Consider the following 25,903-nt stretch of genomic DNA (forward strand, 5'->3'; position numbering starts at 1 on the left):
CGACACTGTCCCGGACAGTCTGTCAGCTACTCGCTCCGCCGCACTGTCAGGACCCCCCGTTACGCTGGATCGATGAGCGAGCGACTCCAGCCCGGGGACCCTGCCCCCGCCTTCACCCTCCCGGACGCCGACGGCAACGAGGTGTCCCTCTCGGACCACAAGGGCCGCAAGGTCATCGTCTACTTCTACCCCGCGGCGCTTACCCCCGGCTGCACGAAGCAGGCGTGCGACTTCACGGACAACCTGGAGCTGCTGGCCGGCGCCGGGTACGACGTCATCGGCATCTCCCCCGACAAGCCGGAGAAGCTGGCCAAGTTCCGCGACACGGAGTCCCTGAAGGTCACCCTCCTCGCCGACCCGGACAAGAAGGTCCTCGACGCGTACGGCGCCTTCGGCGAGAAGAAGAACTACGGCAAGACCTACATGGGCGTCATCCGCTCCACGATCGTGGTGGACGAGGAGGGCAAGGTCGAACGGGCCCTGTACAACGTCCGCGCCACGGGCCACGTAGCCAAGATCATCAAGGACCTGGGCGTCTGAGTCCCCCTCTTGGCGGGGCCCGTGCCGGAGCCTTCCGGTGCGGGCCCTTCCGCATTCCGCGCGTGACTGTCCGATAAACGGTCCGTTACTCCGTACGAGGCTGCGAACGGGTGGCCGAGGACGGAGGGGAATCGATGGGGGCGAGCGTGTACAGCAGGGAGCGGCTGGAGGAGGCGGCTCGAGGGGCGCGGACGCTGTCGGACGCGTTGGTGCGGTTGGGGGTGGATCCGAGGAGTTCCACGCGGCGCTATGTCATGGCGCGGATGAAGCGGCTGGGGGTGGACACCGCCCACTTCCAGCGTGAGGGGGTGAAGTGGACCCGGGAGGTTCTCCAGGAAGCAGTCACAGCTTCGACGAACATGTGCGAGGTACTCCGACATCTCGGACTGGAAGTGGTCGGCGGGCACCACACGCACATCAGCCGACGCATCAAGTCGTACGGCATCGACATCTCGCACTTCCAGCTGCCGACCCGGAGGGGCAAGGCCTGGCGCCCCCGGACGCCGGAAGGGGTGCTCGTCGAGCAGCTGTCTTCCCAGGCCCGGCGTATTCCGAGCGACCGCCTCAAGTGGGCCATGACGACCACGGGCGCACCGGAGCAGTGCGCCGTCTGTGGCACTGGAACCGCCTGGCGAGGGCGCCCGCTCCCTCTCGAGGTCGATCACATCGATGGCAACTGGCGGAACAACCGCGTTGAGAACCTCCGCTTCCTCTGCCCCAACTGCCACTCGACGACTGACAATTACCGGGGACGGGGTAAAGGGCGTACCCACGCATGAGCAACGGAGTGCGGTACACCCGCGATCGACTCACAGAAGCCGCCGCGCGGTGTTCCAGCATCGACGAAGTGATCGCTTTCTTCGGCACCCAGCCGTACGGCCATCTCCGTAGGTACCTCACGAGACGGTTCGCTTACTTCAGCATCGACATCTCGCATTTCGCGCCCTCCGGCAGGCTCCTCCGCCCCAGTGTTGAAGAGCTGCGTCTCGCAGTCGCCGATTCCGTCTCGATCGCTGAACTGCTTCGCCGACTGGGACGCCCGGACGGGGGCACCCAGCGCGCCCTGTTGCGTCAGTGGCTCGCCGAAGAGAGCATCTCGACGGCTCACTTCCTTGGCCAAGCGCACCAGCGAGGCGGGGCGGGCACGACACCACTGAAGCGTCCTGAGGAGATCCTGGTCAAACACGACGGCAAGCGCCGGACAAAGACCGTCTTGCTGCGCCGGGCGCTTCGCGAAATCGGCGTGGCTGAGCAGTGTGCAGAGTGTGGCACCGGCCCCGAATGGCTCGGCAAGCCGATGACACTGGAAGTCGACCACATCGACGGTGACTGGAGCAACGACCGGCCTGCGAACCTGAGGCTGCTCTGCCCGAACTGCCACGCCGCCACGGACACCTGGTCCCGCGGAGGCCGCGGTAGGCAAGTGGCTGACGACCGGTAGCATGGCCGCAATGCGGCCGTTGCTGAATGGTATAAGCAGAGGTTTTAGGTGCCTCGGGGCATTTGCCCATGTGGGTTCGACTCCCATCGGCCGCACCCACGATGAGGGGCTGCCCCAGTAGGGCAGCCCCTCCGGCTCACGTCAGCCCAACAGCTCCCGCACCACCGGCACCAGCGCCCGGAACGCCTTCCCTCGATGGCTGATCGCGTTCTTCTCGTCCGCAGTCAGTTCCGCGCAGGTCCTCGTCTCGCCCTCCGGCTGGAGGATCGGGTCGTAGCCGAAGCCGCCCGTGCCGGCGGGGGCGTGGCGGAGGGTGCCTCGGAGTTGGCCCTCGACGACTCGTTCGGTGCCGTCGGGCAGGGCCAGCGCCGCCGCACAGGCGAAGTGCGCGCCGCGGTGTTCGTCGGCGATGTCGCCGATCTGGGCGAGGAGGAGGTCGAGGTTGGCCTTGTCGTCGCCGTGGCGGCCGGCCCAGCGGGCCGAGAAGATGCCCGGCGCGCCGTTCAGGACGTCGACGCAGAGGCCGGAGTCGTCGGCGACGGCGGGCAGGCCGGTGGCCCGGGCGAGGGCATGGGCCTTGAGGAGGGCGTTCTCGGCGAAGGTGACGCCGGTCTCCTTGACGTCGGGGATCTCCGGGTAGGCGTCCGCGCCGACGAGTTCGTGGGGCAGGCCGGCGTCGGCGAGGATGGCCCTGAGTTCGGTGATCTTTCCGGCGTTGCGGGTGGCGAGGATGAGGCGGGTCATGGGGTCCAGTATTCCGGACCCCTGAGTCCGTCCCGTCGGCCCGTCCTTACGGCGTGCAGACCTTGGTCAGTTCGCCGGCCGCGTCGGTGACGGGGCTGAGGTCGGGGGTGTCGTCGCCGTTCTCGACGGAGGTGCGGACGTTGTCGACGGCCTTGCCGAGGTCTTCGACGGCCTTGTTGACGTCGGCGTCGTCGGTCTGGTCGCCGATCTCGTCGAGGTTCTTGTCTATGGAGTTGAGGGATTCCTCGAGTTGCGTCGGGTCGTTGGACGCGTTCTCCACGGCTTGCTGGAGGGCGGTGACGCTGTCGGCTATGGCGTCGGCGGTCTGGACGCAGTCGAGTGCCTTGTCGACGGCGTCGCAGCCGGTGGTGAGGCCGGCCGTCAGGGCGAAGGTCGCCACGGCTGCGGCGGTGACGGTGGTGCGGCGAAGGCTGCGGTGGCGGCTCGCGGCCATGGGTCTCGGTCCTCCCCTTGGGACAGGGCCGGGCGGCCCGTGTGCGGTCGGTGCGGCGGCGGGCGTACAACCGGCTTCGGCTGTACGCCCGTAGAACTGCTGTGCTGCCGCTCGTACTGCTAGTGACGCTGTGGCGGGCGGTCGAGTTGCGCCTCCCGGCCGCCTTTCTTGGCGCGCTCTTTACTTTTCGAGGACGGTACCAAGCGCCTTGCGCTGGAGTTCGGCGAGTTCCGTGCAGCCGGCGGCGGCGAGGTCGAGGAGGGTGTTGAGTTCGTCGCGGTCGAAGGGTGCGGCTTCGGCGGTGCCCTGGACCTCGACGAAGCGGCCGTCGCCGGTGCAGACGACGTTCATGTCGGTGTCGGCGCGGACGTCTTCCTCGTAGCGGAGGTCGAGGAGGGGGGTGCCGTCGACGATGCCGACGGAGACGGCGGAGACGGTGCCGGTGAGGGGCTTGCGGCTGGGCTTGATCAGTTTCTTGGTGTGCTGGGCCCAGGTGATGGCGTCGGCGAGGGCGACGTAGGCGCCGGTGATGGCGGCCGTGCGGGTGCCGCCGTCGGCCTGGAGGACGTCGCAGTCGAGGACGATGGTGTTCTCGCCGAGCGCCTTGTAGTCGATGACGGCGCGCAGGGAGCGGCCGATGAGGCGGCTGATCTCGTGGGTGCGGCCGCCGATGCGGCCCTTGACGGATTCGCGGTCGCCGCGGGTGTTGGTGGCGCGGGGGAGCATGGCGTACTCGGCGGTGACCCAGCCTTCGCCGCTGCCCTTGCGCCAGCGGGGGACGCCTTCGGTGACGGAGGCGTTGCAGAGGACTTTGGTGTCGCCGAAGGAGACGAGGACGGAGCCTTCGGCGTGCTTGCTCCAGCCGCGTTCGATGGTGACGGGGCGGAGTTGCTGAGGGGTGCGGCCGTCGATGCGTGACATGCGGGTGAGCCTAGCGGGGCATGGGGAGGGGCCCTTCCCGTGGTGTGTGGTGGGAGGGGCCCCTGGGGGCGCTTTCGGCGCCCGGTGCGCCCGGTGCGCTCGGGAGCGCGGTGCGCGGTGCGCGGTGCGCGGTGCGCGGTGCGCGGTGCGCGCTTACATCATGTCTTCGATTTCGGCGGCGATGGGGTCGGCGTCGGTGCCGATGACGACCTGGATGGCGGTGCCCATCTTGACGACGCCGTGGGCGCCGGCGGCCTTGAGGGCGGCTTCGTTGACCAGGTCGGGGTCGTTGACCTCGGTACGGAGGCGGGTGATGCAGCCTTCGATCTCGTCGATGTTGTCGATGCCGCCGAGGCCGGCGACGATCTTCTCAGCCTTGCTGGCCATGTTCTTTCTCCCTGATCCGAGCCGCTTTGTGGCAGTAACCCACAGTTGGCCCATCTTCGCGAGCCATCGTGGGGTCTGTATCGAATGATGGCGTCACGGCGGCGGAGCCGTCTGTCAACTGGTCTACACCAGTGTACCGGCGAGGGGACGGAGACCGGATGAGTGCCGACAGGGCGGTCAGCCCTGCTCGTGGCCGGTGGAACAAGGCGTTCCAGGGCTTGCAGAAGATGGGCCGCAGTCTGCAGTTGCCCATCGCAGTCCTGCCCGCGGCGGGCATTCTCAATCGTCTGGGGCAGCCGGACGTCTTCGGGGACGACGGTCTGGGGTGGACGAACGTCTCGAAGGTGATGACGGGTGCGGGCGGTGCGCTGCTGGACGGATCGCTGGGGTTGCCGCTGCTGTTCTGCGTGGGTGTGGCCATCGGGATGGCGAAGAAGGCGGACGGTTCGACGGCGCTGGCGGCGGTGGCGGGGTTCCTCGTCTACTGGTACGTGCTGCGGCAGTTCCCGGAGGACTGTCCGGAGGGATCGGAGGCGGTTCCGCAGGTCGGTTGTCAGCTGACGGACGGTTCGGGGACGGTGACGGCGTTCACGTACCAGAATCCGGGGGTGTTCGGCGGCATCGTGATGGGGTTGCTGGCGGCGTACTTCTGGCAGCGGTTCCACCGTACGAAGCTGGTCGACTGGCTCGGGTTCTTCAACGGGCGCCGGCTGGTGCCGATCATCATGGCGTTCGTGGCGATCGCGTTCGCGGCGCTGTGTCTGTGGGTGTGGCCGCCGATCGGTGACGCGCTGGAGAGTTTCAGCGACTGGCTGACGGGGCTGGGCGCGTGGGGTGCGGGTGTGTTCGGGCTGGCGAACCGGGCTCTGCTGGTGATCGGTCTGCATCAGTTCCTGAACGTGCCGATGTGGTTCCAGTTCGGTTCGTACACGAAGCCGGACGGCACGGTGGTGCACGGCGACATCAACATGTTCCTGGCGGGTGATCCGGACGCGGGCCAGTTCACCTCGGGCTTCTTCCCCATCATGATGTTCGCGCTGCCGGCGGCGGCGCTGGCGATCACGCACTGTGCGAAGCCGCACCGCCGCAAGGAGGTGGGCGGCCTGATGCTGTCGGTGGCGCTGACGTCGTTCGTGACGGGGATCACCGAGCCGCTGGAGTACTCGTTCCTCTTCATCGCTCCGGTGCTGTACGCGGTGCACGCGGTGCTGACGGGTGTGTCGATGGCGGTGACGTGGGCGCTGGGTGTGAGGGACGGGTTCAGTTTCTCGGCGGGGTTGATCGACTACGTCATCAACTGGAACCTGGCGACCAGGCCGTGGCTGATCATTCCGATCGGGTTGTGTTTCGCGGTCGTCTATTACGCGGTGTTCCGGTTCGCGATCACGAAGTTCGATCTGAGGACGCCGGGGCGGGAGCCGGAGGACGAGGTGGAGGACGTCACGAAGGTGTAGACCTCACGTCCCCTCACGTACCCTTTGACCGTGGTCTCGCGAAGGCCCCCGGAGCGACCGGCCGGGGGCCTTCGGCACGCCCTCGCCGGATGTTCATCGGGCCCTCTGCGGCCCTCGTCGGGGCCCTCGGGCCGGGTCCGGGCGGGGTCTTGGTCCGGTACTGCGCGTAGCGTCCCCGTCGCGGAATCGCGGGTTCCTTACGCCGCCTTCATCGTGCTAAAACAGGTCTACACCACTGAGTGGTGTAGACCACCACCCGATGGAGGAAGTATGAGCACCGCCACCGACAAGGCGGCCCCCGCGAAGAAGCGGGGATCTGGTCTTTTCCAGGGTCTGCAGAAGGTCGGCCGCAGCCTGCAGCTCCCGATCGCCGTGCTGCCGGCGGCGGGCATCATGGTCCGGCTCGGCCAGGACGACATCTTCGGCAAGGACGGCCTCGGCTGGGACAAGGTCGCCGCCGTCTTCAACAACGCGGGCGGGGCTCTGACCGGCTCGCTGCCGATCCTGTTCTGCATAGGCGTGGCCATCGGTTTCGCCAAGAAGGCGGACGGTTCGACCGCGCTGGCCGCGGTGGTCGGGTTCCTGGTCTACAGCAAGGTCCTGGAGGCCTTCCCGGTCACCGAGGCGGTGGTCAAGAACGGCGAGGACGTCGCGGCCACGTACAACGACCCGGGCGTGCTCGGCGGCATCATCATGGGTCTGCTCGCCGCCGTGCTGTGGCAGCGGTTCCACCGCACCAAGCTGGTGGACTGGCTCGGCTTCTTCAACGGCCGGCGCCTGGTGCCGATCATCATGGCCTTCGTCGGCATCGTGGTCGGTGTCTTCTTCGGTCTGGTCTGGGAGCCCATCGGTGAGGGCATCTCGAACTTCGGTGAGTGGATGACCGGCCTGGGCGCGGGTGGTGCGGCCCTGTTCGGCGGTGTGAACCGTGCGCTGATCCCGGTCGGCATGCACCAGTTCGTCAACACGGTGGCGTGGTTCCAGCTGGGTGACTTCACGGACGCGGCCGGTCAGGTCTGGCACGGCGACATCCCGCGCTTCCTGCACGGCGACCCCTCCGCGGGCATGTACCAGTCCGGCTTCTTCCCGATCATGATGTTCGGCCTGCCGGCCGCCGCGCTGGCGATGGCGCACGCCGCCCGCCCGGAGCGCCGCAAGGCCGTCCTCGGCATGATGGTCTCGCTCGCGCTGACCTCGTTCGTCACCGGCGTGACCGAGCCGATCGAGTTCTCCTTCATGTTCATCGCGCCTCTCCTGTACGTCATCCACGCGGTGCTCACCGCGGCCTCGATGGCGATCACCTGGGGACTGGGCGTCCATGACGGCTTCAACTTCTCGGCCGGCTTCATCGACTACGCCCTGAACTGGAGTCTGGCCACCAAGCCATGGATGATCATCCCGATCGGTCTGGTCTTCGCGGTCATCTACTACGTGGTCTTCCGCTTCGCGATCGTCAAGTTCGATCTGAAGACCCCGGGCCGCGAGCCGGAGGAGGAGATCGAGGACCTCACGAAGGCGTGAGCCTCCGCCCCACGGCATGACGAAGGGCCCCCGGACCGAGAGCGGTTCGGGGGCCCTTCGTCATGCCGGGCTCAGATCTCGTACGTCGCCCCCGCCGCCGCCACCTCCACCGGTCCGGCGTACGCCTCGCGCGCGTCGGCGAGGTTGACCCGGGGGTCGGTCCACGGCGGGATGTGGGTGAGGACCAGGCGCCGGGCGGCGGCGCGGGTGGCGGTCTCGCCCGCCTCGCGGCCGTTGAGGTGCAGGTCGGGGATGTTCTCCTTGCCGTGCGTGAAGGCGGCTTCGCACAGGAACAGGTCGGTGTCGCGGGCGAGTTCGTCCAGTGCGGTGGTGACGCCCGTGTCCCCGGAGTAGGTCAGTGACCGGCCGCCGTGCTCGACGCGGATGCCGTAGGCCTCCACAGGGTGGGCGACGCGGTCGGTGTGCACGGTGAACGGGCCGATCTCGAAGGTGCCCGGCTTGACCGTGTGGAAGTCGAAGACCTCGCTCATGGAGGAGGCCGAGGGGGTGTCGGCGTAGGCGGTGGTGAGCCGGTGCTCGGTGCCCTCGGGTCCGAAGACCGGGAGGGGGGCGCAGCGGCCGCCGTCGTGCCGGTAGTAGCGCGCCACGAAGTAGGCGCACATGTCGATGCAGTGGTCGGCGTGCAGGTGGCTGAGGAAGATCGCGTCGAGGTCGTAGAGACCGCAGTGGCGCTGCAGCTCGCCCAGGGCGCCGTTGCCCATGTCGAGGAGCAGCCGGTAGCCGTCGGCCTCGACGAGGTAGCTCGAGCAGGCCGATTCCGCGGACGGGAACGACCCCGAGCAGCCGACGACGGTGAGCTTCATGAAGCAGAAACCTCCGCTGGCGCGTGTGGAGAGACGGGGGTCGTGCGGTTTGTCGAGCGTAAGGCGCAAAACCTTTGGTCGCTCCTCCGCCAGGGGCCGTTGTGGGCGAACTCACCTGTGGTGTCACCGGTTCGGCTGGACCCGGGGCGCGCGGGGCCGTGGAGGGGGCGCGCGGGAGACGTGTGCGCCGGTACCGTCGTCGGTATGGACACGTCGTGGTGGCTCGCCTTCGCGGCGGCGGTGCTGCTCGCGCTCGTCGCCGTGGTCGTCGACGGGTGGGGGCGGGGGCGGCGGCCGCCGCGGCCGGGTGGCAGCCGGCGTCCGCCGGGGCGGCCCGCGCGACCGCGGGGACGGGGTCCCCGGCCGCGGCCCGCGGAGATCTGGTGGGCGAAGGTGCCGTACGAGGACGCGCGGGGTGCGAAGGACCGGCCGTGTCTGGTGATCTCGGTGCACGGGCGGCGGGCGCTGGTCGCGAAGATCACCAGCCGGTACCGGGACGAGCGGGCCGGGGTGATCACGCTGCCGCCGGGCTCGGTCGGGGACGCGCGGGGGCGGACGAGCTATCTGGAGACGGACGAGCTGCGCCAGGTGCCGAAGCGGGACTTCAGGCGCCGGGTGGGCGAGGTGGACCCGGCCCTGTGGGACCAGGTCCGGCACCTCGCCCGGTGAGCGCTCAGGCCCAGAGCTGGCCCTGGAGCGTGTCGATGGCCTCTTCGGTGGTGGCCGCGGTGTAGACGCCGGTGGAGAGGTACTTCCAGCCGCCGTCGGCGACGACGAACACGATGTCGGCGCTCTCGCCGGCCTTCACCGCCTTCTTCCCGACACCGATCGCGGCGTGCAGGGCGGCGCCGGTGGAGACGCCCGCGAAGATGCCCTCCTGCTGGAGGAGTTCCCGGGTGCGGGTCACGGCGTCCGCCGAGCCGACCGAGAAGCGGGTGGTGAGGACGGAGGCGTCGTAGAGCTCGGGTACGAAGCCCTCGTCGAGGTTGCGCAGGCCGTAGACCAGGTCGTCGTAGCGCGGTTCGGCGGCGACGATCTTCACGTCGGGCTTGTGCTCGCGCAGGTAGCGGCCGACACCCATCAGCGTCCCCGTCGTGCCCAGGCCGGCGACGAAGTGGGTGACCGAGGGCAGGTCGGCGAGGATCTCGGGGCCGGTGCCGGCGTAGTGGGCGCCGGCGTTGTCCGGGTTGCCGTACTGGTAGAGCATCACCCAGTCCGGGTGCTCGGCGGAGAGTTCCTTGGCGACCCGTACGGCGGTGTTGGAGCCGCCCGCGGCCGGGGAGGAGATGATCTCCGCGCCCCACATGGCGAGCAGGTCGCGGCGCTCCTGGGAGGTGTTCTCCGGCATCACGCAGACGATGCGGTAGCCCTTGAGCTTGGCCGCCATGGCGAGCGAGATGCCGGTGTTGCCGCTGGTCGGCTCCAGGATCGTGCAGCCCTTGGTGAGGCGGCCGTCCTTCTCCGCCTGCTCGATCATGTGGAGCGCGGGGCGGTCCTTGATCGAGCCGGTGGGGTTGCGGTCCTCCAGCTTGGCCCAGATGCGGACGTCGTCGGACGGCGAGAGCCGCGGCAGGCGCACCAGGGGGGTGTTGCCCACCGCGGCCAGCGGGGAGTCGTAACGCATCGGCTATCAGGCCATACCGCCGGCGACGGCCGGCAGGATCGTGATGCTGTCGCCGTCGGACAGCTTGGTGTCGATGCCGTCGAGGAAGCGGACGTCCTCGTCGTTCAGGTAGACGTTGACGAAGCGGCGCAGCTGCTCTCCGTCCACGATGCGGTCCTGGATGCCCGTGTGCCGGGTCTCGAGGTCGGCGAAGAGCTGGGCGAGGGTGTCCCCGTTGCCCTCCACCGCCTTCTGGCCGTCGGTGTACTGGCGGAGGATGGTCGGGATGCGGACCTCGATGGCCATGGCTGAGGGCTCCTGTCGGAAGGTGTGGTGGGTTCGGTGAGGCGCGCGGCGGCACGCGGCAGCCCGCCGCGGCCTCACGGCCGTACGGCGGCAGCGGAAGATCAACAGATGGCGCTGTTCAGCCTGCACAGGTCGACGTGCAGCCGCGCCACGAGCAGCGTGCCCGGCGCCTTTTCGCTCACGTCGAGAAGAACCATGGGCTCATCGTATCGATTCCCGGTCCGGCTTCCGGAGTGTGATCTCACCTACTGGACGTCTCTCATCCGCGATGTGATATGAGCGGAGATTCAGTACGCGTCCACGACCCTGACCTCCTCCTCCGTGACCTCTCCGTCCAGGATGCGGAACGAGCGGAACTGGAAGTCTCCGGCGTCGTCGGTGTCGGCCGTGGAGACCAGGACGTAGTGGGCGCCGGGCTCGTTGGCGTAGGTGATGTCGGTGCGGGAGGGGTAGGCCTCGGTGGCCGTGTGGGAGTGGTAGATGACCACGGGTTCCTCGTCGCGGTCGTCCATCTCGCGGTAGAGCTTGAGCAGGTCCTGCGAGTCGAACTCGTAGAAGGTGGGCGAGCGGGCGGCGTTCAGCATCGGGACGAACCGCTCGGGGCGGCCCTCGCCCACGGGACCGGCCACCACGCCGCACGCCTCGTCGGGGTGGTCCTCGCGCGCGTGGGCGACGATCTGGTCGTACAGGGCCTGGGTGATGGTCAGCATGCGGCCCAGGATAAGCAGAAGGGCCACCCCGTACCGATGGGTGGTACGGGGCGGCCCGCATGCTGGACGTCCTGAGCGGCGGCCGGTGAGGACGCCACGAGCGTTCCGGGTGACCGGAGGTCCCGGGGACCCGGGAACGCGCGGGTCAGACGATTTTCTCCAGGTCCGGCTCGCTGCGGCCCTCGGTGACCTCGGGGTTGCGGCTCTTGAGCACGGCCCAACCGACGCCGAGGGCGGCGGCCCAGCCGGCCATCACGTACAGGCAGACGCGGGCGTCGGCGTCGTAGGCGATGAGGCAGGTGACGAAGAGGAGGAAGGCGATGGCGACGTAGGAGCACACCGAGCCGCCCGGTGCCGGGAAGGAGGAGGCGGGCAGGCGGCCCGCGACGACCTTGCGGCGGTACATGACGTGGCTGAGCAGGATCATCAGCCAGGTCCAGATGCCGGCGGCGGTGGCGATGGAGGTGACGTAGCCGAAGGCCTTCTCCGGGACGATGTAGTTCAGGACCACGCCGATGCCCATGAAGACGACCGAGACGCCGATGCCGATGGCCGGGGTCCTGGTCGACGACAGCCGGTTGAAGATCCTCGGGGCCTCGCCGTTGTCCGCGAGGGTGCGCAGCATGCGGCCCGTGGAGTACATGCCGGAGTTGCAGGACGACAGGGCGGCGGTGAGCACGACGAAGTTGACGATGCCGGCGCCGGCCGGGATGCCGATGACCGCGAAGGCCTTCACGAAGGGGCTGACGCCCTCGGCGAACTCGGTCCACTTGACCACGGCCAGGATGACGGTGAGGGCGCCGACGTAGAAGAGGGCGATGCGCCAGGGCAGGGTGTTGATCGCCTTGGGAAGGGTCTTCTCCGGGTTCTCCGACTCGCCGGCGGTGACGCCGACCAGCTCGACGGCGAGGTAGGCGAACATGACGCCCTGGAGGGTCATCAGGGACGAGCCGATGCCCTTGGGGAAGAAGCCGTCGAACTCCCACAGGTTGGAGACTGCGGCGGTGTCGCCGGCCTGGCTGAAGCCCAGGGTGAGCACGCCGATGCCGATCACGATCATGCCGATGATGGCGGTGACCTTGACCATCGAGAACCAGAACTCGATCTCGCCGAAGAGCTTCACCGAGATCAGGTTGGCGACGAAGAGGAGGACCAGGAAGACGAGGGCGGACACCCATTGCGGGACGTCCGGGAACCAGTAGTGGATGTAGATGGCGGCGGCGGTGAGTTCCGCCATGCCGGTGACCACCCACATCAGCCAGTACGTCCAGCCGGTGAAGTATCCGAAGAAGGGGCCGAGGAACTCGCGCGAGTACTCGGCGAAGGAGCCGGAGACGGGGCGGTAGAGCAGGAGCTCGCCGAGGGCCCGCATGATGAAGAAGATGATCACGCCCGCGAGGGCGTACATGAGGATGATGCTGGGCCCGGCCTTGGCGATGTTGGCCCCGGCGCCGAGGAAGAGGCCGACGCCGATGGCGCCGCCGATCGCGATCATCTGGACCTGGCGGCTGTTGAGCCCGCGCTCGTAGCCCTCTTCCGGTGCCTTGTCCGTGTCGACCTGCGCAGAGGTCATGTGTGGTGCGCCTTTCTCCATGCCGAACCGGGCCTTTCGTCGGCCTCGGATCGGGTCTCGATCCCCCCGGATGATGGAGTCGAGCGGGCCTCACGTCCCGCTCCTTGCCTGGCCGGCGGTCCGCCGGCTCGGTGGCGCACCCGGCCGAACATTCGGGTGGTGTTCGCCGGGCGGTCGTGAAGATTTACCACGACCGCGACGTCGATCACAGAGGCGCTCTGTGATGTGCCGCACGGGCAGAAGCGGACAAAGGGCTCCCCCGGGGTGCAAACAGGGGCGCCGGTTTGACGGATTCGTTACCCGGATTTGAGGATCCGCTGAGCGGACACGAAGGTAATCGGAATGGCCGGTTCAGGGCTTGGCCGTCCGGGGCGGAGCAGCCGTCCGACTCAGGCCATGAGGGTCGCGACGAGCGACTCCTGGAGCCCGCCCAGCCACAGGTACGCCATCACCATCGGCTTGCGCGGGTCCTCGTCGGGGAGCCGGTAGAGCAGGTCGGTGTCGTCCTCGTCGGCGATCTCCAGCCGGGAGCCGATGGCCAGCCGCAGGTCGTTCAGGGCGCGCAGCCACTGCTGGGACTCCTCGGGCGACAGCTTCAGCACCGCCCCGGCCTCGCCCGCCGACGCCGAGGAGAGGGCGTCCAGGGTGCGGATCACCGCGAGGGCGTTCTCCCGCTTGCCGGCGCGCAGGTCGTTCTCGGTGTAGCGGCGGAACTCGGCGGAGTACGCCCGCTGCTCCTCGGCCTCGGCGGCCTGCGGGGCGGAGCCGGGGGCGCCGTAGGCGTCCGGGAACAGGCGCCGCAGCACCGGGTCGGAGGGCGGTTCGCTCGGGCCCTCGGCGAAGAGCTCGGCGAGCGGGTCGTCGGAGGCGTCCTCGGCGGGGCCGGGGCCGATCAGCTCCAGGAGCTGCACGGCCAGGGACCGGATGATGGAGATCTCGACGTCGTCTAGGGCGACGGCCGCGCCGCCGCCGGGGAGCGGTTCGAACTGTCCTGGCATGGAGGTGATTCAGCTACTTCCGTCCTGCGGGCGGGCGGGGGTCATTTCCGGTCCTGCTGGAGGGTGGCCCACAGACCGTAGCCGTGCATGGCCTGGACGTCCCGCTCCATCTCCTCGCGCGAGCCGCTGGAGACCACCGCCCGGCCCTTGCGGTGGACGTCGAGCATGAGCTTGGTGGCCTTGTCCTTCGAGTAGCCGAAGTAGGACTGGAAGACGTACGTCACGTAGCTCATGAGGTTGACGGGGTCGTTGTGCACGATCGTCACCCAGGGCACGTCTGGCTCGGGTACGGCGAAGACCTCCTCCGCCGACTCGGTCTTCTCGATCTCCATGGGTGCGGCTGCCGTCACATGGCCCATGCTGCCACCACAGGGGGGCACCCGCACAAACGGGCCTGTGGTGGGTGCCACGGAACCACAAATCGTCAGACTGACGAAATGGGGGTACGATCCGTCGTATGAACACAGCGGACCTTGGGCTGCCGGTGGACGTCCCCTCGACGGCGCTCTTCACGGACCAGTACGAGCTGACGATGCTGCGGGCCGCCCTGAAGGCGGGCACGGCCGGGCGGCGGAGCGTGTTCGAGGTCTTCACCCGGCGGCTGCCCGACGGGCGGCGCTACGGCGTCGTGGCGGGCACCGGGCGGGTGCTGGACGCGGTGGAGAACTTCCGCTTCGACGCGGGCGTCCTGCGCTTCCTGCGCGAGCGGGACATCGTCGACGGGGAGACCCTGGACTGGCTCGCCGAGTACCGCTTCACCGGAGACATCTGGGGCTACCCCGAGGGGGAGGTGTACTTCCCGGGTTCGCCGATCATGCGGGTGGAGGGCACCTTCGGCGAGTGCGTGCTGCTGGAGACGGTGATCCTCTCCATCCTCAACCACGACTCGGCGATCGCGGCCGCCGCCTCCCGGATGGCCTCGGCCGCCGGGGACCGCCCGCTGATCGAGATGGGCGCCCGGCGCACCCACGAGCTGGCCGCCGTCGCCGCCGCCCGCTCCGCCTACGTCGGCGGCTTCGCGACCACCTCGGACCTGGCCGCCGGCTTCCGGTACAACATCCCCACCGTCGGCACCTCCGCCCACGCCTTCACGCTGCTCCACGACCACGAGCGCGACGCCTTCCGGGCCCAGGTGGAGGCGCTGGGCCGGGACACCACGCTCCTCGTGGACACCTACGACGTCGCCGAGGCGGTCCGCACCGCCGTGGAGGTCGCCGGGCCCGAGCTGGGCGCCGTGCGCATCGACTCCGGCGACCTGCTGCTGGTCGCCCACCGGGTGCGCCAGCAGCTCGACGAGCTCGGCGCGACCGACACCAAGATCGTCGTGACCTCGGACCTGGACGAGTACGCCATCGCCTCGCTGGCGGCGGCGCCCGTGGACGCGTACGGGGTCGGCACCCAGCTGGTGACCGGTTCCGGGCACCCGACGGCCTCGATGGTCTACAAGCTGGTCGCCCGCGCGGAGTCCGGTGAGGACGGGGCGCCGCTGGTTCCCGTGGCGAAGAAGTCCAGCGGCGGCAAGACCTCGATCGGCGGCCGCAAGTGGGCCGCCCGGCGACTGGACTCCTCCGGGTACGCCGAGGCCGAGGTGGTCGGCACCGGGCCGGTGCCCGACGATCTCGCCGACCGGCAGCTCCTGGTCGAGCTGGTCAAGGGCGGCGAGGTGGTCGCCCGGGAGCCGCTGGACGCCGCCCGGGACCGGCACGCGGCCGCCCGCGCCAACCTCCCGCTGTCCGCGACCCAGCTGTCCCGAGGGGAACCCGTCATCCCGACGGAGTACGTGCACGAGGGCTCGGGTAGCTAAAGCTGGTGCGGTCCCACGGGCGCCGCACCAGCCACCGATCCGTTCCCGCCGAGCAACCTCCGTCCCTCCTACCCCAGCCGACCCAGCCGAAGGACACCGACCATGCGCCGCGCCCTGATCGTCGTAGACGTGCAGAACGACTTCTGCGAGGGAGGCAGCCTTGCGGTGACCGGCGGTGCCGACGTGGCCGCCGCCATCACCGAGCTGATCGGGCAGGCGCCCGCCGGCTACCGCCACGTCGTGGCCACCCGCGACCACCACGTCGCGCCGGGCGGACACTTCGCCGACAACCCCGACTTCGTCCACTCCTGGCCGGCGCACTGCGTGGCCGGCACGGAGGGCGTCGGCTTCCACCCGAACTTCGCCCCCGCCGTCGCCTCCGGCGCGATAGACGCCGTCTTCGACAAGGGAGCGTACTCGGCGGCCTACAGCGGCTTCGAGGGCACCGACGAGAACGGCACGACGCTCGCCGACTGGCTGCGCGCCCGCGAGGTCGACGAGGTCGACGTGGTGGGCATCGCCACCGACCACTGCGTGCGGGCCACCGCCCTGGACGCGGCCCGCGAGGGCTTCCGCACGCAGGTGCTGCTCGACCTGACCGCCGGGGTGACCCCCGAGACCACCGAGCGGGCGGTGGAGGAGCTGCGGGAGGCGGGCGTGGAGCTGTCCGGGAAGCCGGTCGTCCAGTAGCGCCCGCCGGACCGCGCTACGCCTGCGGCGCCGGGCGTCTCAGGAGCGCCCGGATCGGGTGCCACAGCTCCTGGACGAGCTCCGGGCCGCCCGTGACACCGGCCACCGGGGCGGTGCGCCATATGAGGCCGTCGGGGTGGTGCAGGACCGCGGTGATCTCGTCCGGGGTCGGCGGGGCGGCGTTGCCCCGCAGATAGACCGCCCGCAGTCCCAGGTTGCGCAGCCTGGTCAGGGCGCGCGCCCGGTTGTGGGCGTGGACGAGTACGCGCACGCTGCCACCGGGCGTGGCGGGGCTGGGCAGGTTGAGTGCCACCACCACCGTGCCGTTCGGCAGCTTGCTGAAGCCTCCTGCGGCCATGCGGTCATACCCCCGTGTCAGCCGGTGCCGGTCCGCTTCTCGGACCAGGTGTCAATAAGAGAACCACAGGACGCACCTAAACACGGATCGGCGGCGACCCGCCAGAGGGTCGCCGCCGATCATGCTCTGACCTGGGCAGATGTCATTTACCTGCCCGCAGGACCGACCTCGAGCTCGATCGTCGAGCCGTTCCTGGCCTCCTTGAGGATCTTGATCTTCGTGTTGGTGTCAGTGATCTTGACGCCACCGGTCGGGTTCGACTCGTCGTAGTAGTCGTTCTCGCGGTCGTTGAAGACCGAGACGCCCTTCGAGCCCGGGAAGTACTTCGCGACGTCCGCCTTGTGCAGCGTCATGCCGTCCGTGCGGTAGCGGCTGAACGGCGAGTCGTAGGCCTGCACGCGGTTGCGCAGCAGGGTGCCGTCCTTCCACTTCATCGCGGTCGGGTGCGAGTCGACCGGCAGGACCAGGCCGGTGCCCGGGTGCTGGCTGGTGTTGTTGTCCGCCTGGGAGGTGTCCCACTTCCAGATCAGCAGGCCGTTCTGGTAGGCGTAGTGCTCCACCCAGTTCGGGCGGTCCGTGAAGCCGAAGTTGTACGGGCCGGTCTTCAGCGTCTTGTCGTACGACACGTACTGCCGGTTCTCGGCGATGTAGTACTGGGCGTAGTCCTTGGTGAAGGACGCGCCGACGCGGGAGAAGCCGGTGGCCGTCCAGGCGGCGTCCGCGCTCTCGGCGTTGTCGGTGAACAGCGCCACGCCGTCCGCGGTGACCTTGATCGAGTCGGCCGTGAAGCCCTTCTGGGCCACGCCGCCGTCGGTCTGGTAGCGGAAGCGGAGGTCGATCTCCTGGCCGGCGTAGGCGTCGAGGTCGTACGCGAACTTCGTGTACGCGTCGAGCGTGCCGTGCAGGGCCGGCTTGTCGGCGGCGTCGCGCGGGATCGGCTGACCGTCCACCGTGCCGTCGACGGCGGTCCAGTTGGCGCCGCCGTCGGTGGAGACCTCGGTGTAGAGGTAGTCGTAGTTGGCCTCGATGTCGTACCAGCCGTCGAAGGTCAGCTCGGCCTTCGACTTGCCGGTCAGGTCGACCGAACGGCTCAGCGTGTTCTTGAGGTTGTCGCCGCTGCCGCTCCACCACTGGGTCCTGCCCTCGGCGGGGGTGGTGATCTCGGTGGTGACCGCCTTCTTCGGCAGCTCGACGACCAGCGCCTGCTTGTGCTTGGTGTTGTACTCGGCGACGCCCAGCTTGTGCCAGGAGTTCACGCCCGCCTTGGCGGTGTCGTAGTTCAGCCAGCCCAGTTGCAGCTTGTCCCAGGCGGTCATGTCGCCGGGCAGGTCGCCGATCTCGTTGCGGCCGGTGCCGAGCCAGGAGCCGGACGACATCAGCGTCCAGAAGCCGGTGGAGTTCTCGCCGCCGGCGGTGTCGTAGTGGTCCGGCAGGCCGAGGTCGTGGCCGTACTCGTGGGCGTAGACGCCGAGTCCGCCGTTCTCCGGCTGGATGGTGTAGTCGCCGACCCAGACACCGGTGGAGCCGACCTGCGCGCCGCCCAGCTTGTTGCCGCCCGGGCCGGTGGCGCCGGCGTCGGTGCCGAAGGCGTACCAGCGGTGGGCCCAGATCGCGTCGGTGCCCTGGGCGCCGCCGCCGGCGGACTCGTCCTCACCGGCGTGCACGATCTGGAAGTGGTCGATGTAGCCGTCGGGCTCGTTGAAGTCGCCGTCGCCGTCGAAGTCGTAGCGGTCCCACTCGTCGAAGCGGGCGACGTCCGCCTTGATCTGGGCGTCGGTGCGGCCGGCCGCCTTCTGCTGCTCGACCCAGGCGGTCAGGCCGTCGCTGACGACGTTCCACACGCTCGGGCAGTTGGTGGCGCCGCAGGCGTTGTTGCCGTAGCGGGCCTCGTTGTAGGGGACCTTGACCCAGTCGGAGACCTCGCCCTCGACGGAGTAACGGCCGGAGGACTGCTTCTCGTAGTACGTCTTGACCGAGTCGACGCCCTTGCCGGAACCGAAGTACAGGTCCTGGAAGTGCTGCTGGTCGTAGTCCTCCTTCCAGGCCGTGGAGTTGTCGGTCTTCCGGTCCGGCTTGGCTATCTGGTTGTGCAGCGGGCCCGGGTCGCCGCCGTAGCGGCTGTCCACCTTGTCCCCGAACTCGACCAGGATGGTGAAGATCTTGTCGGTCTTCTCCCGGCCGAGCTCGACGTACTTGGCGTCGCCCTTCTTGCTCTTGAGCTGGACGACGTTGGAGCCGTCCTTCTTCTTCACCGACGCCTTGCCGGAGATGACCTGCTTCAGGGCCTCCTCGCGCTGGGCCGCCTGAGTGTCGCTCAGCGGACCCTTGAGGTCATGCGAGTGCATGTCCTTCGCGGGGTGCGGGTCGTGGCGGTCCACGGCCTCCGGCTTGGCGGGCGAGTCCGCCTGCGCGACGCCCGCCGAGAGCGTGGCCGTGGCGGCGGCGAGGGCGACGGTGGTCGCCGCCGCTCTGAACGTCCAGGATCTACTGGTCACTCGAGTTCCTCCCCCGCGTGCACGCGCGCGGATGGGGGGACAAGGACAGAGCAGAGTCCGCGCACACGTGATCAACGCGTGTATTCAAGTGACGACATTTGACTAGAGGTTCACCGGAAAAGACAGACCTTGACTTGAGCAGAACAAGTGCACTATGCGGAGTCGGCGTTCGCTTTGCGGACGCGGCGGCGTGACGGCCGCCACCTCCGCGGGCGCGCGGTACCGTCCGCTTCCCGGACGTCATGAATCCGTGCGCCCCCCGTGCATCGGCCCCGAAGGTAAGGGCGGGCTTACCACTGTTTCCCCCCGGGCACACAGCGGGTTAGAGTCGCTTGGCGGAACGCCCGGAAGCCGGCGGAAAGCCAGGCCGACAGCCGGTCTCACCCCCAGATTGTCTTTCGAGGACACGATGGCCATGCCCCGTCCGACTGCCGCACAGTTCGCCTACGGTACGTGCACCGTGATCTTCTCGACGCTCGCCATGCTGCTGCTGTCGCAGACGAGTTCGGGTCCCGGAGTCGCTGTCATCGCCGTCGCGGCGCTCGCCCTCGGGCTGCTGGTCGCCATGACGGTCCCCCAGGCCAGGCCGACCCGCACGATGGCCTCCGTCCCGACCGCGGAGCGCGCGGCGGACCGGGAACCCGTGCCGGCCGCCCGGGTCTCCGCGGGAGCGGGCGAACCGGCCCGCGGCCGCGCCGCCTGACGCCGTCGCCTCCCGGCGTCGGTCGGCTCCCGGTTCGTCAACGGGCGCTGACGACCACCGTCTTGGCGGCCTTGTCGTGCAGGCCCTGCTTGTAGGGCCGGTCGAAGAAGCTCCAGCCGCCCGCGATGATCGTCCAGACGCAGGCGCAGCAGAAGGCGAACGGGATCCACAGCACCAGCGCCCGGATCAGGGACGTCTGCACCGACGGTGTGGCGCCGTCGTCCAGGTTGGCCACGCGCAGACCGAGCCACTTCTTGCCGAGGGTCTGTCCCGTCCTCGCCGTCATGTAGGTGTCGTAGGCGATGTAGAGCACCGCGGCGATCAGCGACTGCCCGAACGATCTGCCGACCGAGATGTCCTCGCCGTCCACCTGGTACTCCTGGACGTTGAACGCCCAACTGAGCAGCCACACCACGATGCCCACGAGGATCATGTCGATGATTCGCGCGAGGGTGCGTCGGCCGCTGTCGGCGAGCGGGGGCATGCCGGCGAGGGGGTCGGTGGGGTAGGAGCCGCCGCCGTAGGGATCACCGCCGTAGGGGCCTCCGCCGCCGGGGGGTGGTGCGCCATAGGGGCCTCCGCCGCCGGGGGGCGGGGCACCGTAGGGACCGCCACTGCCGGGAGGCGGGGCACCGTAGGGACCGCCACTGCCGGGAGGCGGGGCACCGTAGGGACCGCCACTGCCGGGAGGCGGGGCACCGTAGGGACCGCCACTGCCGGGAGGCGGGGGTGCGCTGCCGCCGGACGGCGGGGGCTGGCCGGTGCTGCCGTGCGGGGGGCGCTTTTCGAACGGGTCGTCTTCCGGCGGCTGCCCGCCGGAGCCGGGGGGCGGTTCGCTGCTCATGTCCCGAGTGGACCTCGGGCTCTATTACGGCGCATCCGGCGGAGGGCCGTCCAGGGGACGGAGGGTGCGTGGTCCGACGCGATCGGGGCGGGGCTGATTGTGCGTCGGCGGGTGCGGGTGCGTCGTGGGCGCTCGCACCCACGCGGCGGAGCCGCATACCGGGTACAGCCCCGCGCCCCTCTGGGGCGCGTCCACCGCACCTGCCCCAAGGGGCGCGGGGAACTGCGCGACCAGCCTCCACTCACCCGCACCCGGCCCCGAAGCCCCCCGCCAAGTCAGCCCGCGACGAACGTGTTCGCCGCCTTGTCGTGCCAGCACTGGTGCCACGGGCGGTCGAACAGGCACCAGACGACGCCGACCAGGCCGATGACCAGGACGCCGGGGACGCTGTAGACCAGCCAGCGGCGCAGGGCCGCGCCGAAGGACGGGGGCTCGTGGGCCTCGATGTCCCGAACTTCCAGCCCGAGCAGCTTCTTGCCCAGGGTGCGGCCCCACTTCGCGGTGGGCAGCGCCTCGTAGACGACGCCGAACAGGAGCAGGACGGCCAGCACGATGCCCAGATATGTGGAGGTCGTGCCGTCGAGCAGCCAGACCGTGACCGTCTCGCCGGAGAGCTTGGCCTCGTCGATCTTGCCGTTGACGTGGTCGACCGCCTTGATCCCGAGCGGTACGGCGGCCACGGCGGTGACGCCCCCTAGGACGACGGTGTCGATCAGCCGGGCGGCCAGCCGTTTGCCGAGCCCGGCGGGGCGGGCCGCCGCCTGCCGCCGGGCGGCGGCCTGGAACACGTCCTCCACCGGAGGCTTCCACGGCGCGACGGGCTGTTCGCCCTCGCCGGCACCCGCGAGCCGGTGCACCTGCTGCGCCCAGGACGACTGACCACCGCCGGGGCCGGCCGCGACCGGACCGGAGGCGGCGGGCTGCGGCGGCGACGCGACGGGTTGAGGAGCGGCGGCTTGGGGGGCGGCGGCCTGGTGGGGAACGGGCGGACCGGCCGGCGGCTGCGGGCCGGAAGGGGCCGTGGGCGCGGGGGCCTGCGGGGCGGCGGCGCGCGCCGCGGCCTTGCCGGCGCCGAAGCCCGGGCCCTCCGTGCCGCCCGCGCGCGGGGGGACCGCGCGGAAGGTGATCGTGCCCTCGTCCTCGGCGGTGTCGTTCGAGGGCCGGCCGGCCCGGGCGCCGGGCCCTGCCGCCGGGCGCCCGAAGACGAAGGTGTTGCCCGAACCGGCCTCCGCCTCGCCGCCGGACGCGGACCGGGCCGGGGTGTCCGCCCGCGCGGTACCGGCGTCGTCGTTCCGCGCGGCCCCGTCACCGCCAGCAGCCGCGGCACCGCCCGCGGCAGCCCCGGCAGGGTCCCCGCCCGCACCGGAACCGACGGGAGCCCCATCAGCGGCACCGGCACCGGAAACCCCGGCTCGAGCGCCCCCCGCGCCCGAGGGGCCGGCCGACCCGTCACCGGCGTCCGCCACCGCTCCCCGGGCCGGTTCCGCCCCCTGCGCGTGCGCGACCCTCGGGTCCGTCGCCCCGGCCGGGCCCGGCCACGCGACCACGGAGCCGTGGGCGTCCACGGAGCCGGACCGGTCGGAGCGGCCGGCGGCCCAGGACGCGGCCGGCTCGGGACGGCTGCCGTGCTGGGACGCGGCGGCGTGCGGCGGGTCCTCGACCGGGTCCTCGTCGAAGAAGTGCGGGCCGGTCTCCTCCACGGAGGGCCGCACGCCGGGCGGCGGCGCGAGCGGCTCGCCGTCCTCGGGGGCGGGCCGGCTGGTGCCCGGCACCCAGGAGGCGCCGTTCCAGTAACGGACATATCCAGGAATGGACGGGTCCGGGTAATACCCTTCGCGGGGCCTGTCGTCGCCAGGGGCCGGGGTTGGGGCGCTCATGTCCGTCGTCCCGTATCTGCTCGGGGGTTGGTTCGGGGGCTCAACATCTATCAGACGGGCGCAATCCGCACCGCCGGTCCCGCCGGACCCACCCCTTTCCGGGCAACCTCGTGCATGGACCTTCACACCGGGGACAGACGAGATGGAAAAAGTTCCGCGAACCCGCGTAACGCTCACGGCCCACGTCGCTCTCACTCGTGCGGGCCCGTTCCAGGCGGCCTGTGCGGACCGAACGAGAGAGGACAACCCGCCATGCGCCCCAACCCGACCGTCGTGGAACGCGAGCTGGAACTGATGCTCGTCCTGTCACCCGAGCGCGCCATCCCGGTACCGGCACGGCTCGCCTACTACGCCGACGATCCGTACGCCGTCCACGTCACCTTCCACATCAACTCCGGCCACCCGGTGCACTGGACGTTCGCCCGCGACCTGCTGGTGGAGGGGGTCTTCCGGCCGTGCGGGCACGGGGACGTACGCGTGTGGCCGTCGAAGGCGGACGGCCGCAGCGTCGTGCTGATGGCACTGAGCAGTCCCGACGGCGACGCGCTCCTCGAAGCGCCGTCGGCGCAGGTGTCGGCCTGGCTGGAGCGGACCCTGCGGGCGGTGCCGCCGGGGACCGAGCGCGGGCAGCTCGGCCTCGACGACGGGCTGGCCGAGCTGCTCACCCCGTGAGGACCCGTGCGGAGCGTGCGGGGCACGCGGGAGCGGCGGGGGTCAGAAGAGCTTGCCCGGGTTGAGGATGCCCAGCGGGTCGAAGACCTGCTTGACGGCCCGCTGCATCTCCAGTCCCACGGGACCGATCTCGCGCGCCAGCCACTCCTTCTTCAGTACGCCCACCCCGTGCTCGCCCGTGATGGTCCCGCCGAGTTCCAGGCCGAGGCCCATGATCTCGTCGAAGGACTCTCGGGCCCGCCGGGACTCGTCGGGGTCCTGGGCGTCGAAGCAGACGGTGGGGTGGGTGTTGCCGTCGCCCGCGTGGGCGCAGACGCCGATGGTCAGGTCGTACTTCGCGGCGATGCGCTCGATGCCCTCCAGCATGTCGCCGAGCCTCGACCGGGGCACGCACACGTCGTCGATCATCGTCGTGCCCTTGACCGCTTCGAGGGCGGTGAGGGACAGGCGGCGTGCCTGGAGGAGGAGTTCGGACTCGGCGACGTCGTCGGCGGGGACCACCTGCGTGGCGCCGGCCGCCTCGCACAGCGCGCCGACGGCGGCGAGGTCGGCGGCCGGGTCGGCGGTGTCGAAGGCGGCCAGGAGCAGGGCCTCGGTGGTCTCCGGCAGACCCATGTGGGCGAGGTCGTTGACCGCCTTGACGGTCGTACGGTCCATCAGTTCGAGGAGAGAAGGGACGTGTCCGCCCTCCATGATCTTGCAGATCGCGTCGCAGGCGGCCGACGCGGAGGCGAACTCGGCGGCCAGCACCAACTGCTCGGGCGGCTTGGGGCGCAGCGCGAGGACGGCGCGTACGACGATGCCGAGGGACCCTTCGGAACCGACGAAGAGGCGGGTGAGGTCGTATCCGGCGACGCCCTTGGCGGTGCGGCGGCCGGTGGACATCAGGCGGCCGTCGGCGAGGACGACGTCCAGGCCGAGGACGTACTCGGCGGTCACCCCGTACTTGACGCAGCACAGGCCGCCGGAGGCGGTGCCGATGTTGCCGCCGATGGTGCACATCTCCCAGCTGGAGGGGTCGGGAGGGTAGTACAGGCCGTGTTCGTTCACCGCGCGGGAGAGGGCGGCGTTGACGACGCCCGGTTCGACGACGGCGACGCGGTCGACGGGATTGATCTCCAGGATGCGGTCCATCTTGGTCAGGGAGAGGACCACGCAGCCGTCGGTGGCGTTGGCGCCGCCGGACAGGCCGGTGCGGGCGCCCTGCGGGACGACCGGGACGCGCAGCTCGGTGGCGGTGCGCATGACGTGCCGGACGTCCTCCACGGTGCGCGGCAGGACGACCACGGCGGGGGCGCCCGCCGGGCAGAAGCTCGCCATGTCGTTGGCGTAGGAGGTCGTGATGTCGGGGTCGGTGAGGACGGAGTCGGCGGGCAGTCCGGCGAGCAGCCGGTCGACGAGGGTGCCGGGGACCGCCGGGGCGGGGCCCGACGTCGCCGCGGCCGCCGCGTCGTCTTCGTCGCGAGGCGCTTCGATACGGCTCATGATCACAGGTTCGCACCCGGGGCCATCGGTGTGAACCCCGTCGGCGGCACCCGGCGCAAGCCGCGGTGTGCTTGTCGTACGGGCGCACAGTAGGCGCCATGGAGATCGAACACGGGCGGCGCTCCCGCCGCCGGAACCGGGTGCTGATCGCCTCCGTCGCCGGGGCCGCCGTACTCGGCGGGGTTCTGGTGCTGCTGCCGTGGAACGGGGGTGACGCCTCCCCGCCCGCGCCGGGCCCCGCGGCGCTGGCGCGCGGTGCGGTGACCACGGGGGTGCCGGCCGCGCTGCCGGACCTGGCGGTGCTGATCGGTGACCGGGAGCGGCATCTGCGGGCGCAGCCGCTGGACGGGGCATCGTGGGCGGTGCTGGGCGCCGCCTACGTCGAGCAGGGGCGGCGTACGGCGGACGTGGCGAACTGGGCGAAGGCCGAGAAGGCGCTGCACACGTCCCTGAAGGTCGGGGCGGAGCGCAACCCGCAGGCGTTGGAGGGGCTGGCGACGCTGGCGGTGGCGCGGCGGGACTTCCCGGCGGCGAAGAAGTGGGGCGAGAGCGCGGTGAAGGCGGCGCCGAAGCGGTGGACGGCGCACGCGGTGCTGATCGACGCGTACACCGGGCTCGGCGACGACAAGGGTGTGGGACGGGCCCTGGAGAAGCTGAAGGAGCTGCGCCCGGACGCGCCGGCGACGGGAGCGCGGGCGGCGGCGGTCTACCGGGACCGGGGCTGGCGGGAGGACGCGCAGGCCCGGATCTCCGACGCGGCGGCGGCCGCCGAAACGCCGGCCGAGCGGGCGGCGTACCTGGAGCAGGCCGGGCGGCTGGCGTTCGAGCGCGGGGAGCGGGAGGAGGCGTTGCGGTTCTTCGAGGAGGCGCTGCGCACCGACCCCGACCAGCGGGCCGCGCAGGTTGGGCAGGGGCGGGCGCTGGCGGCGCTGGGCCGCACGACGGAGGCACTGTCGGCGTACCAGGCGGCGCTGGCCAAGCGGCCGGAACCCGAGTACGCGCTGGAGCTGGGCGAGCTGTACGAGTCGCTGGGGCTCGGGCAGGCGGCCCGGGTGCAGTACGACCTGCTGCGGGAGCGGGTGCGGGACGTGGAGGCGGCAGGGGCGGACGAGCGGTTGGTGCTCGGCCGGTTCGAGGCGGACCACGGGGACCCGGCCCGGGCGGTGCGGCTGCTGCGCGAGGAGTGGGGGCGGCAGCCGGGGATCGCGGTGGCCGACGCGTTGGGCTGGGCGCTGCACCGCGCCGGTGAGCACGAGGAGGCGCTGGAGTTCGCGGCCATCGCGACGGACGGCGACAAGGGCGGCGGGGTGCGCAGCGCGCTGTACGTCTTCCACCGGGGGGTGATCGAGCGGGGGCTGGAGCGGTACGGGCCCGCGCGGCGGCATCTGCGGGAGGCGCTGATGATCAACCCGTACTTCTCGCCGCTGCGGGCGCCGGAGGCGAGGCGGGCGCTGGCGGAGCTGGGCGAGCCCTCGGTGGAGGACCCGCCCCGGTAGCCG

The 25,903-nt window shown here is 70.5% G+C and carries 28 protein-coding genes and 1 tRNA gene; 12 read left to right on the plus strand and 17 right to left on the minus strand.

The window, feature by feature from the left end:
* Positions 1-72: 72 nt before the first annotated feature.
* The 4 genes from bcp (at position 73) to IE142_RS03605 (ending at position 2,076) form a co-directional block, all read left to right on the plus strand.
* Positions 73-540, plus strand: a complete 468-nt coding sequence (gene bcp / locus IE142_RS03590) for a thioredoxin-dependent thiol peroxidase (RefSeq protein WP_191884316.1) — start codon at positions 73-75, stop codon at positions 538-540.
* Between the two features lie 134 nt (positions 541-674).
* Complete coding sequence (locus tag IE142_RS03595; protein ID WP_191884447.1) at positions 675-1,319, plus strand: HNH endonuclease signature motif containing protein; 645 nt, start codon at positions 675-677, stop codon at positions 1,317-1,319.
* A complete protein-coding gene (locus tag IE142_RS03600; RefSeq protein WP_191884317.1) occupies positions 1,316-1,981 on the plus strand; it encodes an HNH endonuclease signature motif containing protein in 666 nt (221 codons plus the stop codon). The genes IE142_RS03595 and IE142_RS03600 overlap by 4 nt, the downstream gene beginning before the upstream one ends.
* Before the next feature lie 12 nt (positions 1,982-1,993).
* A tRNA-Leu gene (locus IE142_RS03605) sits at positions 1,994-2,076 on the plus strand.
* 46 nt (positions 2,077-2,122) lie between these two features.
* On the opposite strand, the gene rdgB is transcribed toward IE142_RS03605, so the two are convergent.
* The 4 genes from rdgB to IE142_RS03625 form a co-directional block, all read right to left on the minus strand.
* Positions 2,123-2,725 (minus strand): RdgB/HAM1 family non-canonical purine NTP pyrophosphatase, encoded by a 603-nt coding sequence (gene rdgB / locus IE142_RS03610; RefSeq protein WP_043372555.1) that lies wholly within the window; start codon positions 2,723-2,725, stop codon positions 2,123-2,125.
* 46 nt (positions 2,726-2,771) lie between these two features.
* Positions 2,772-3,179: a prefoldin domain-containing protein gene (locus IE142_RS03615; protein ID WP_191884318.1), complete on the minus strand. Its 408-nt coding sequence runs from the start codon at positions 3,177-3,179 to the stop codon at positions 2,772-2,774.
* Between the two features lie 180 nt (positions 3,180-3,359).
* Positions 3,360-4,100 (minus strand): ribonuclease PH, encoded by a 741-nt coding sequence (gene rph / locus IE142_RS03620; protein WP_191884319.1) that lies wholly within the window; start codon positions 4,098-4,100, stop codon positions 3,360-3,362.
* Between the two features lie 153 nt (positions 4,101-4,253).
* Positions 4,254-4,487: a PTS sugar transporter subunit IIB gene (locus IE142_RS03625; RefSeq protein ID WP_007388582.1), complete on the minus strand. Its 234-nt coding sequence runs from the start codon at positions 4,485-4,487 to the stop codon at positions 4,254-4,256.
* Between the two features lie 158 nt (positions 4,488-4,645).
* On the opposite strand from IE142_RS03625, the gene IE142_RS03630 reads away from it, so the two are divergent.
* Together IE142_RS03630 and IE142_RS03635 are read left to right on the plus strand one after the other, a co-directional pair.
* Positions 4,646-5,941, plus strand: a complete 1,296-nt coding sequence (locus IE142_RS03630; protein WP_191884320.1) for a PTS transporter subunit EIIC — start codon at positions 4,646-4,648, stop codon at positions 5,939-5,941.
* A gap of 270 nt (positions 5,942-6,211) precedes the next feature.
* Positions 6,212-7,462: a PTS transporter subunit EIIC gene (locus IE142_RS03635; RefSeq protein ID WP_100049691.1), complete on the plus strand. Its 1,251-nt coding sequence runs from the start codon at positions 6,212-6,214 to the stop codon at positions 7,460-7,462.
* A gap of 71 nt (positions 7,463-7,533) precedes the next feature.
* On the opposite strand, the gene IE142_RS03640 is transcribed toward IE142_RS03635, so the two are convergent.
* The gene (locus tag IE142_RS03640) at positions 7,534-8,286 is read right to left on the minus strand and encodes an MBL fold metallo-hydrolase (RefSeq protein WP_191884321.1); all 753 of its coding nucleotides are present in this window, start codon (positions 8,284-8,286) and stop codon (positions 7,534-7,536) included.
* Between the two features lie 204 nt (positions 8,287-8,490).
* On the opposite strand from IE142_RS03640, the gene IE142_RS03645 reads away from it, so the two are divergent.
* The gene (locus tag IE142_RS03645; protein WP_191884322.1) at positions 8,491-8,955 is read left to right on the plus strand and encodes a type II toxin-antitoxin system PemK/MazF family toxin; all 465 of its coding nucleotides are present in this window, start codon (positions 8,491-8,493) and stop codon (positions 8,953-8,955) included.
* 4 nt (positions 8,956-8,959) lie between these two features.
* Here IE142_RS03645 and IE142_RS03650 read toward each other — a convergent pair whose 3' ends face one another.
* From IE142_RS03650 to clpS, 7 genes are all read right to left on the minus strand, one after another.
* Positions 8,960-9,910 carry a PLP-dependent cysteine synthase family protein gene (locus IE142_RS03650; protein ID WP_100049236.1) on the minus strand — a complete coding sequence of 317 codons (951 nt, stop codon included), beginning with the start codon at positions 9,908-9,910 and terminating at the stop codon, positions 8,960-8,962.
* A gap of 6 nt (positions 9,911-9,916) precedes the next feature.
* Positions 9,917-10,195, minus strand: coding sequence for a MoaD/ThiS family protein (locus IE142_RS03655; protein WP_043372536.1), 279 nt, complete (start codon positions 10,193-10,195; stop codon positions 9,917-9,919).
* Positions 10,196-10,296: 101 nt separating this feature from the next.
* The gene (locus tag IE142_RS37615; protein ID WP_310873142.1) at positions 10,297-10,392 is read right to left on the minus strand and encodes a putative leader peptide; all 96 of its coding nucleotides are present in this window, start codon (positions 10,390-10,392) and stop codon (positions 10,297-10,299) included.
* A 90-nt stretch (positions 10,393-10,482) separates the two neighbouring features.
* A complete protein-coding gene (locus IE142_RS03660; protein WP_191884323.1) occupies positions 10,483-10,905 on the minus strand; it encodes a M67 family metallopeptidase in 423 nt (140 codons plus the stop codon).
* Positions 10,906-11,050: 145 nt separating this feature from the next.
* A complete protein-coding gene (locus IE142_RS03665) occupies positions 11,051-12,478 on the minus strand; it encodes an amino acid permease (RefSeq protein ID WP_191884324.1) in 1,428 nt (475 codons plus the stop codon).
* A gap of 389 nt (positions 12,479-12,867) precedes the next feature.
* The gene (locus tag IE142_RS03670) at positions 12,868-13,476 is read right to left on the minus strand and encodes a DUF2017 domain-containing protein (protein WP_191884325.1); all 609 of its coding nucleotides are present in this window, start codon (positions 13,474-13,476) and stop codon (positions 12,868-12,870) included.
* 41 nt (positions 13,477-13,517) lie between these two features.
* Positions 13,518-13,835 carry an ATP-dependent Clp protease adapter ClpS gene (gene clpS / locus IE142_RS03675; RefSeq protein WP_191884326.1) on the minus strand — a complete coding sequence of 106 codons (318 nt, stop codon included), beginning with the start codon at positions 13,833-13,835 and terminating at the stop codon, positions 13,518-13,520.
* Between the two features lie 98 nt (positions 13,836-13,933).
* On the opposite strand from clpS, the gene IE142_RS03680 reads away from it, so the two are divergent.
* Both IE142_RS03680 and IE142_RS03685 read left to right on the plus strand, forming a co-directional pair.
* Positions 13,934-15,280 carry a nicotinate phosphoribosyltransferase gene (locus tag IE142_RS03680; protein ID WP_191884327.1) on the plus strand — a complete coding sequence of 449 codons (1,347 nt, stop codon included), beginning with the start codon at positions 13,934-13,936 and terminating at the stop codon, positions 15,278-15,280.
* 102 nt (positions 15,281-15,382) lie between these two features.
* Complete coding sequence (locus IE142_RS03685) at positions 15,383-15,970, plus strand: nicotinamidase (RefSeq protein ID WP_191884328.1); 588 nt, start codon at positions 15,383-15,385, stop codon at positions 15,968-15,970.
* A gap of 16 nt (positions 15,971-15,986) precedes the next feature.
* On the opposite strand, the gene IE142_RS03690 is transcribed toward IE142_RS03685, so the two are convergent.
* Together IE142_RS03690 and IE142_RS03695 are read right to left on the minus strand one after the other, a co-directional pair.
* Positions 15,987-16,328 carry a hypothetical protein gene (locus IE142_RS03690; protein ID WP_043372516.1) on the minus strand — a complete coding sequence of 114 codons (342 nt, stop codon included), beginning with the start codon at positions 16,326-16,328 and terminating at the stop codon, positions 15,987-15,989.
* A gap of 146 nt (positions 16,329-16,474) precedes the next feature.
* Positions 16,475-18,823, minus strand: a complete 2,349-nt coding sequence (locus IE142_RS03695) for an immune inhibitor A domain-containing protein (RefSeq protein WP_191884329.1) — start codon at positions 18,821-18,823, stop codon at positions 16,475-16,477.
* A 409-nt stretch (positions 18,824-19,232) separates the two neighbouring features.
* Here IE142_RS03695 and IE142_RS03700 point away from each other — a divergent pair, with 409 nt between their 5' ends.
* Positions 19,233-19,526 carry a hypothetical protein gene (locus tag IE142_RS03700; RefSeq protein ID WP_370466280.1) on the plus strand — a complete coding sequence of 98 codons (294 nt, stop codon included), beginning with the start codon at positions 19,233-19,235 and terminating at the stop codon, positions 19,524-19,526.
* Between the two features lie 37 nt (positions 19,527-19,563).
* Here IE142_RS03700 and IE142_RS03705 read toward each other — a convergent pair whose 3' ends face one another.
* Together IE142_RS03705 and IE142_RS03710 are read right to left on the minus strand one after the other, a co-directional pair.
* Complete coding sequence (locus IE142_RS03705) at positions 19,564-20,370, minus strand: RDD family protein (protein ID WP_191884331.1); 807 nt, start codon at positions 20,368-20,370, stop codon at positions 19,564-19,566.
* A gap of 275 nt (positions 20,371-20,645) precedes the next feature.
* Positions 20,646-22,247 carry an RDD family protein gene (locus tag IE142_RS03710; protein ID WP_191884332.1) on the minus strand — a complete coding sequence of 534 codons (1,602 nt, stop codon included), beginning with the start codon at positions 22,245-22,247 and terminating at the stop codon, positions 20,646-20,648.
* A gap of 252 nt (positions 22,248-22,499) precedes the next feature.
* Between IE142_RS03710 and IE142_RS03715 the strand changes: the two genes are divergently transcribed.
* Complete coding sequence (locus tag IE142_RS03715; protein WP_191884333.1) at positions 22,500-22,919, plus strand: SsgA family sporulation/cell division regulator; 420 nt, start codon at positions 22,500-22,502, stop codon at positions 22,917-22,919.
* 42 nt (positions 22,920-22,961) lie between these two features.
* Here IE142_RS03715 and IE142_RS03720 read toward each other — a convergent pair whose 3' ends face one another.
* Positions 22,962-24,410, minus strand: coding sequence for an FAD-binding oxidoreductase (locus tag IE142_RS03720; protein ID WP_370466281.1), 1,449 nt, complete (start codon positions 24,408-24,410; stop codon positions 22,962-22,964).
* Between the two features lie 92 nt (positions 24,411-24,502).
* On the opposite strand from IE142_RS03720, the gene IE142_RS03725 reads away from it, so the two are divergent.
* On the plus strand, positions 24,503-25,900 hold the full coding sequence (locus IE142_RS03725; RefSeq protein ID WP_191884335.1) for a tetratricopeptide repeat protein: 1,398 nt from the start codon (positions 24,503-24,505) through the stop codon (positions 25,898-25,900).
* Positions 25,901-25,903 lie beyond the last annotated feature (3 nt).

It is taken from the genome of Streptomyces mutabilis, from assembly GCF_014649815.1.
GTDB classification, from domain to species: Bacteria; Actinomycetota; Actinomycetes; order Streptomycetales; family Streptomycetaceae; genus Streptomyces; species Streptomyces mutabilis.

Excerpts from the sequence above, each read along its gene's own strand:
- bcp (WP_191884316.1), top strand. The coding sequence starts at position 73 with ATGAGCGAGCGACTCCAGCCCGGGGACCCTGCCCCCGCCTTCACCCTC.
- IE142_RS03595 (WP_191884447.1), top strand. The coding sequence starts at position 675 with ATGGGGGCGAGCGTGTACAGCAGGGAGCGGCTGGAGGAGGCGGCTCGA.
- IE142_RS03600 (WP_191884317.1), top strand. The coding sequence starts at position 1,316 with ATGAGCAACGGAGTGCGGTACACCCGCGATCGACTCACAGAAGCCGCC.
- rdgB (WP_043372555.1), bottom strand. The coding sequence starts at position 2,725 with ATGACCCGCCTCATCCTCGCCACCCGCAACGCCGGAAAGATCACCGAA.
- IE142_RS03615 (WP_191884318.1), bottom strand. The coding sequence starts at position 3,179 with ATGGCCGCGAGCCGCCACCGCAGCCTTCGCCGCACCACCGTCACCGCC.
- rph (WP_191884319.1), bottom strand. The coding sequence starts at position 4,100 with ATGTCACGCATCGACGGCCGCACCCCTCAGCAACTCCGCCCCGTCACC.
- IE142_RS03625 (WP_007388582.1), bottom strand. The coding sequence starts at position 4,487 with ATGGCCAGCAAGGCTGAGAAGATCGTCGCCGGCCTCGGCGGCATCGAC.
- IE142_RS03630 (WP_191884320.1), top strand. The coding sequence starts at position 4,646 with ATGAGTGCCGACAGGGCGGTCAGCCCTGCTCGTGGCCGGTGGAACAAG.
- IE142_RS03635 (WP_100049691.1), top strand. The coding sequence starts at position 6,212 with ATGAGCACCGCCACCGACAAGGCGGCCCCCGCGAAGAAGCGGGGATCT.
- IE142_RS03640 (WP_191884321.1), bottom strand. The coding sequence starts at position 8,286 with ATGAAGCTCACCGTCGTCGGCTGCTCGGGGTCGTTCCCGTCCGCGGAA.
- IE142_RS03645 (WP_191884322.1), top strand. The coding sequence starts at position 8,491 with ATGGACACGTCGTGGTGGCTCGCCTTCGCGGCGGCGGTGCTGCTCGCG.
- IE142_RS03650 (WP_100049236.1), bottom strand. The coding sequence starts at position 9,910 with ATGCGTTACGACTCCCCGCTGGCCGCGGTGGGCAACACCCCCCTGGTG.
- IE142_RS03655 (WP_043372536.1), bottom strand. The coding sequence starts at position 10,195 with ATGGCCATCGAGGTCCGCATCCCGACCATCCTCCGCCAGTACACCGAC.
- IE142_RS37615 (WP_310873142.1), bottom strand. The coding sequence starts at position 10,392 with ATGGTTCTTCTCGACGTGAGCGAAAAGGCGCCGGGCACGCTGCTCGTG.
- IE142_RS03660 (WP_191884323.1), bottom strand. The coding sequence starts at position 10,905 with ATGCTGACCATCACCCAGGCCCTGTACGACCAGATCGTCGCCCACGCG.
- IE142_RS03665 (WP_191884324.1), bottom strand. The coding sequence starts at position 12,478 with ATGACCTCTGCGCAGGTCGACACGGACAAGGCACCGGAAGAGGGCTAC.
- IE142_RS03670 (WP_191884325.1), bottom strand. The coding sequence starts at position 13,476 with ATGCCAGGACAGTTCGAACCGCTCCCCGGCGGCGGCGCGGCCGTCGCC.
- clpS (WP_191884326.1), bottom strand. The coding sequence starts at position 13,835 with ATGGGCCATGTGACGGCAGCCGCACCCATGGAGATCGAGAAGACCGAG.
- IE142_RS03680 (WP_191884327.1), top strand. The coding sequence starts at position 13,934 with ATGAACACAGCGGACCTTGGGCTGCCGGTGGACGTCCCCTCGACGGCG.
- IE142_RS03685 (WP_191884328.1), top strand. The coding sequence starts at position 15,383 with ATGCGCCGCGCCCTGATCGTCGTAGACGTGCAGAACGACTTCTGCGAG.
- IE142_RS03690 (WP_043372516.1), bottom strand. The coding sequence starts at position 16,328 with ATGGCCGCAGGAGGCTTCAGCAAGCTGCCGAACGGCACGGTGGTGGTG.
- IE142_RS03700 (WP_370466280.1), top strand. The coding sequence starts at position 19,233 with ATGGCCATGCCCCGTCCGACTGCCGCACAGTTCGCCTACGGTACGTGC.
- IE142_RS03705 (WP_191884331.1), bottom strand. The coding sequence starts at position 20,370 with ATGAGCAGCGAACCGCCCCCCGGCTCCGGCGGGCAGCCGCCGGAAGAC.
- IE142_RS03710 (WP_191884332.1), bottom strand. The coding sequence starts at position 22,247 with ATGAGCGCCCCAACCCCGGCCCCTGGCGACGACAGGCCCCGCGAAGGG.
- IE142_RS03715 (WP_191884333.1), top strand. The coding sequence starts at position 22,500 with ATGCGCCCCAACCCGACCGTCGTGGAACGCGAGCTGGAACTGATGCTC.
- IE142_RS03725 (WP_191884335.1), top strand. The coding sequence starts at position 24,503 with ATGGAGATCGAACACGGGCGGCGCTCCCGCCGCCGGAACCGGGTGCTG.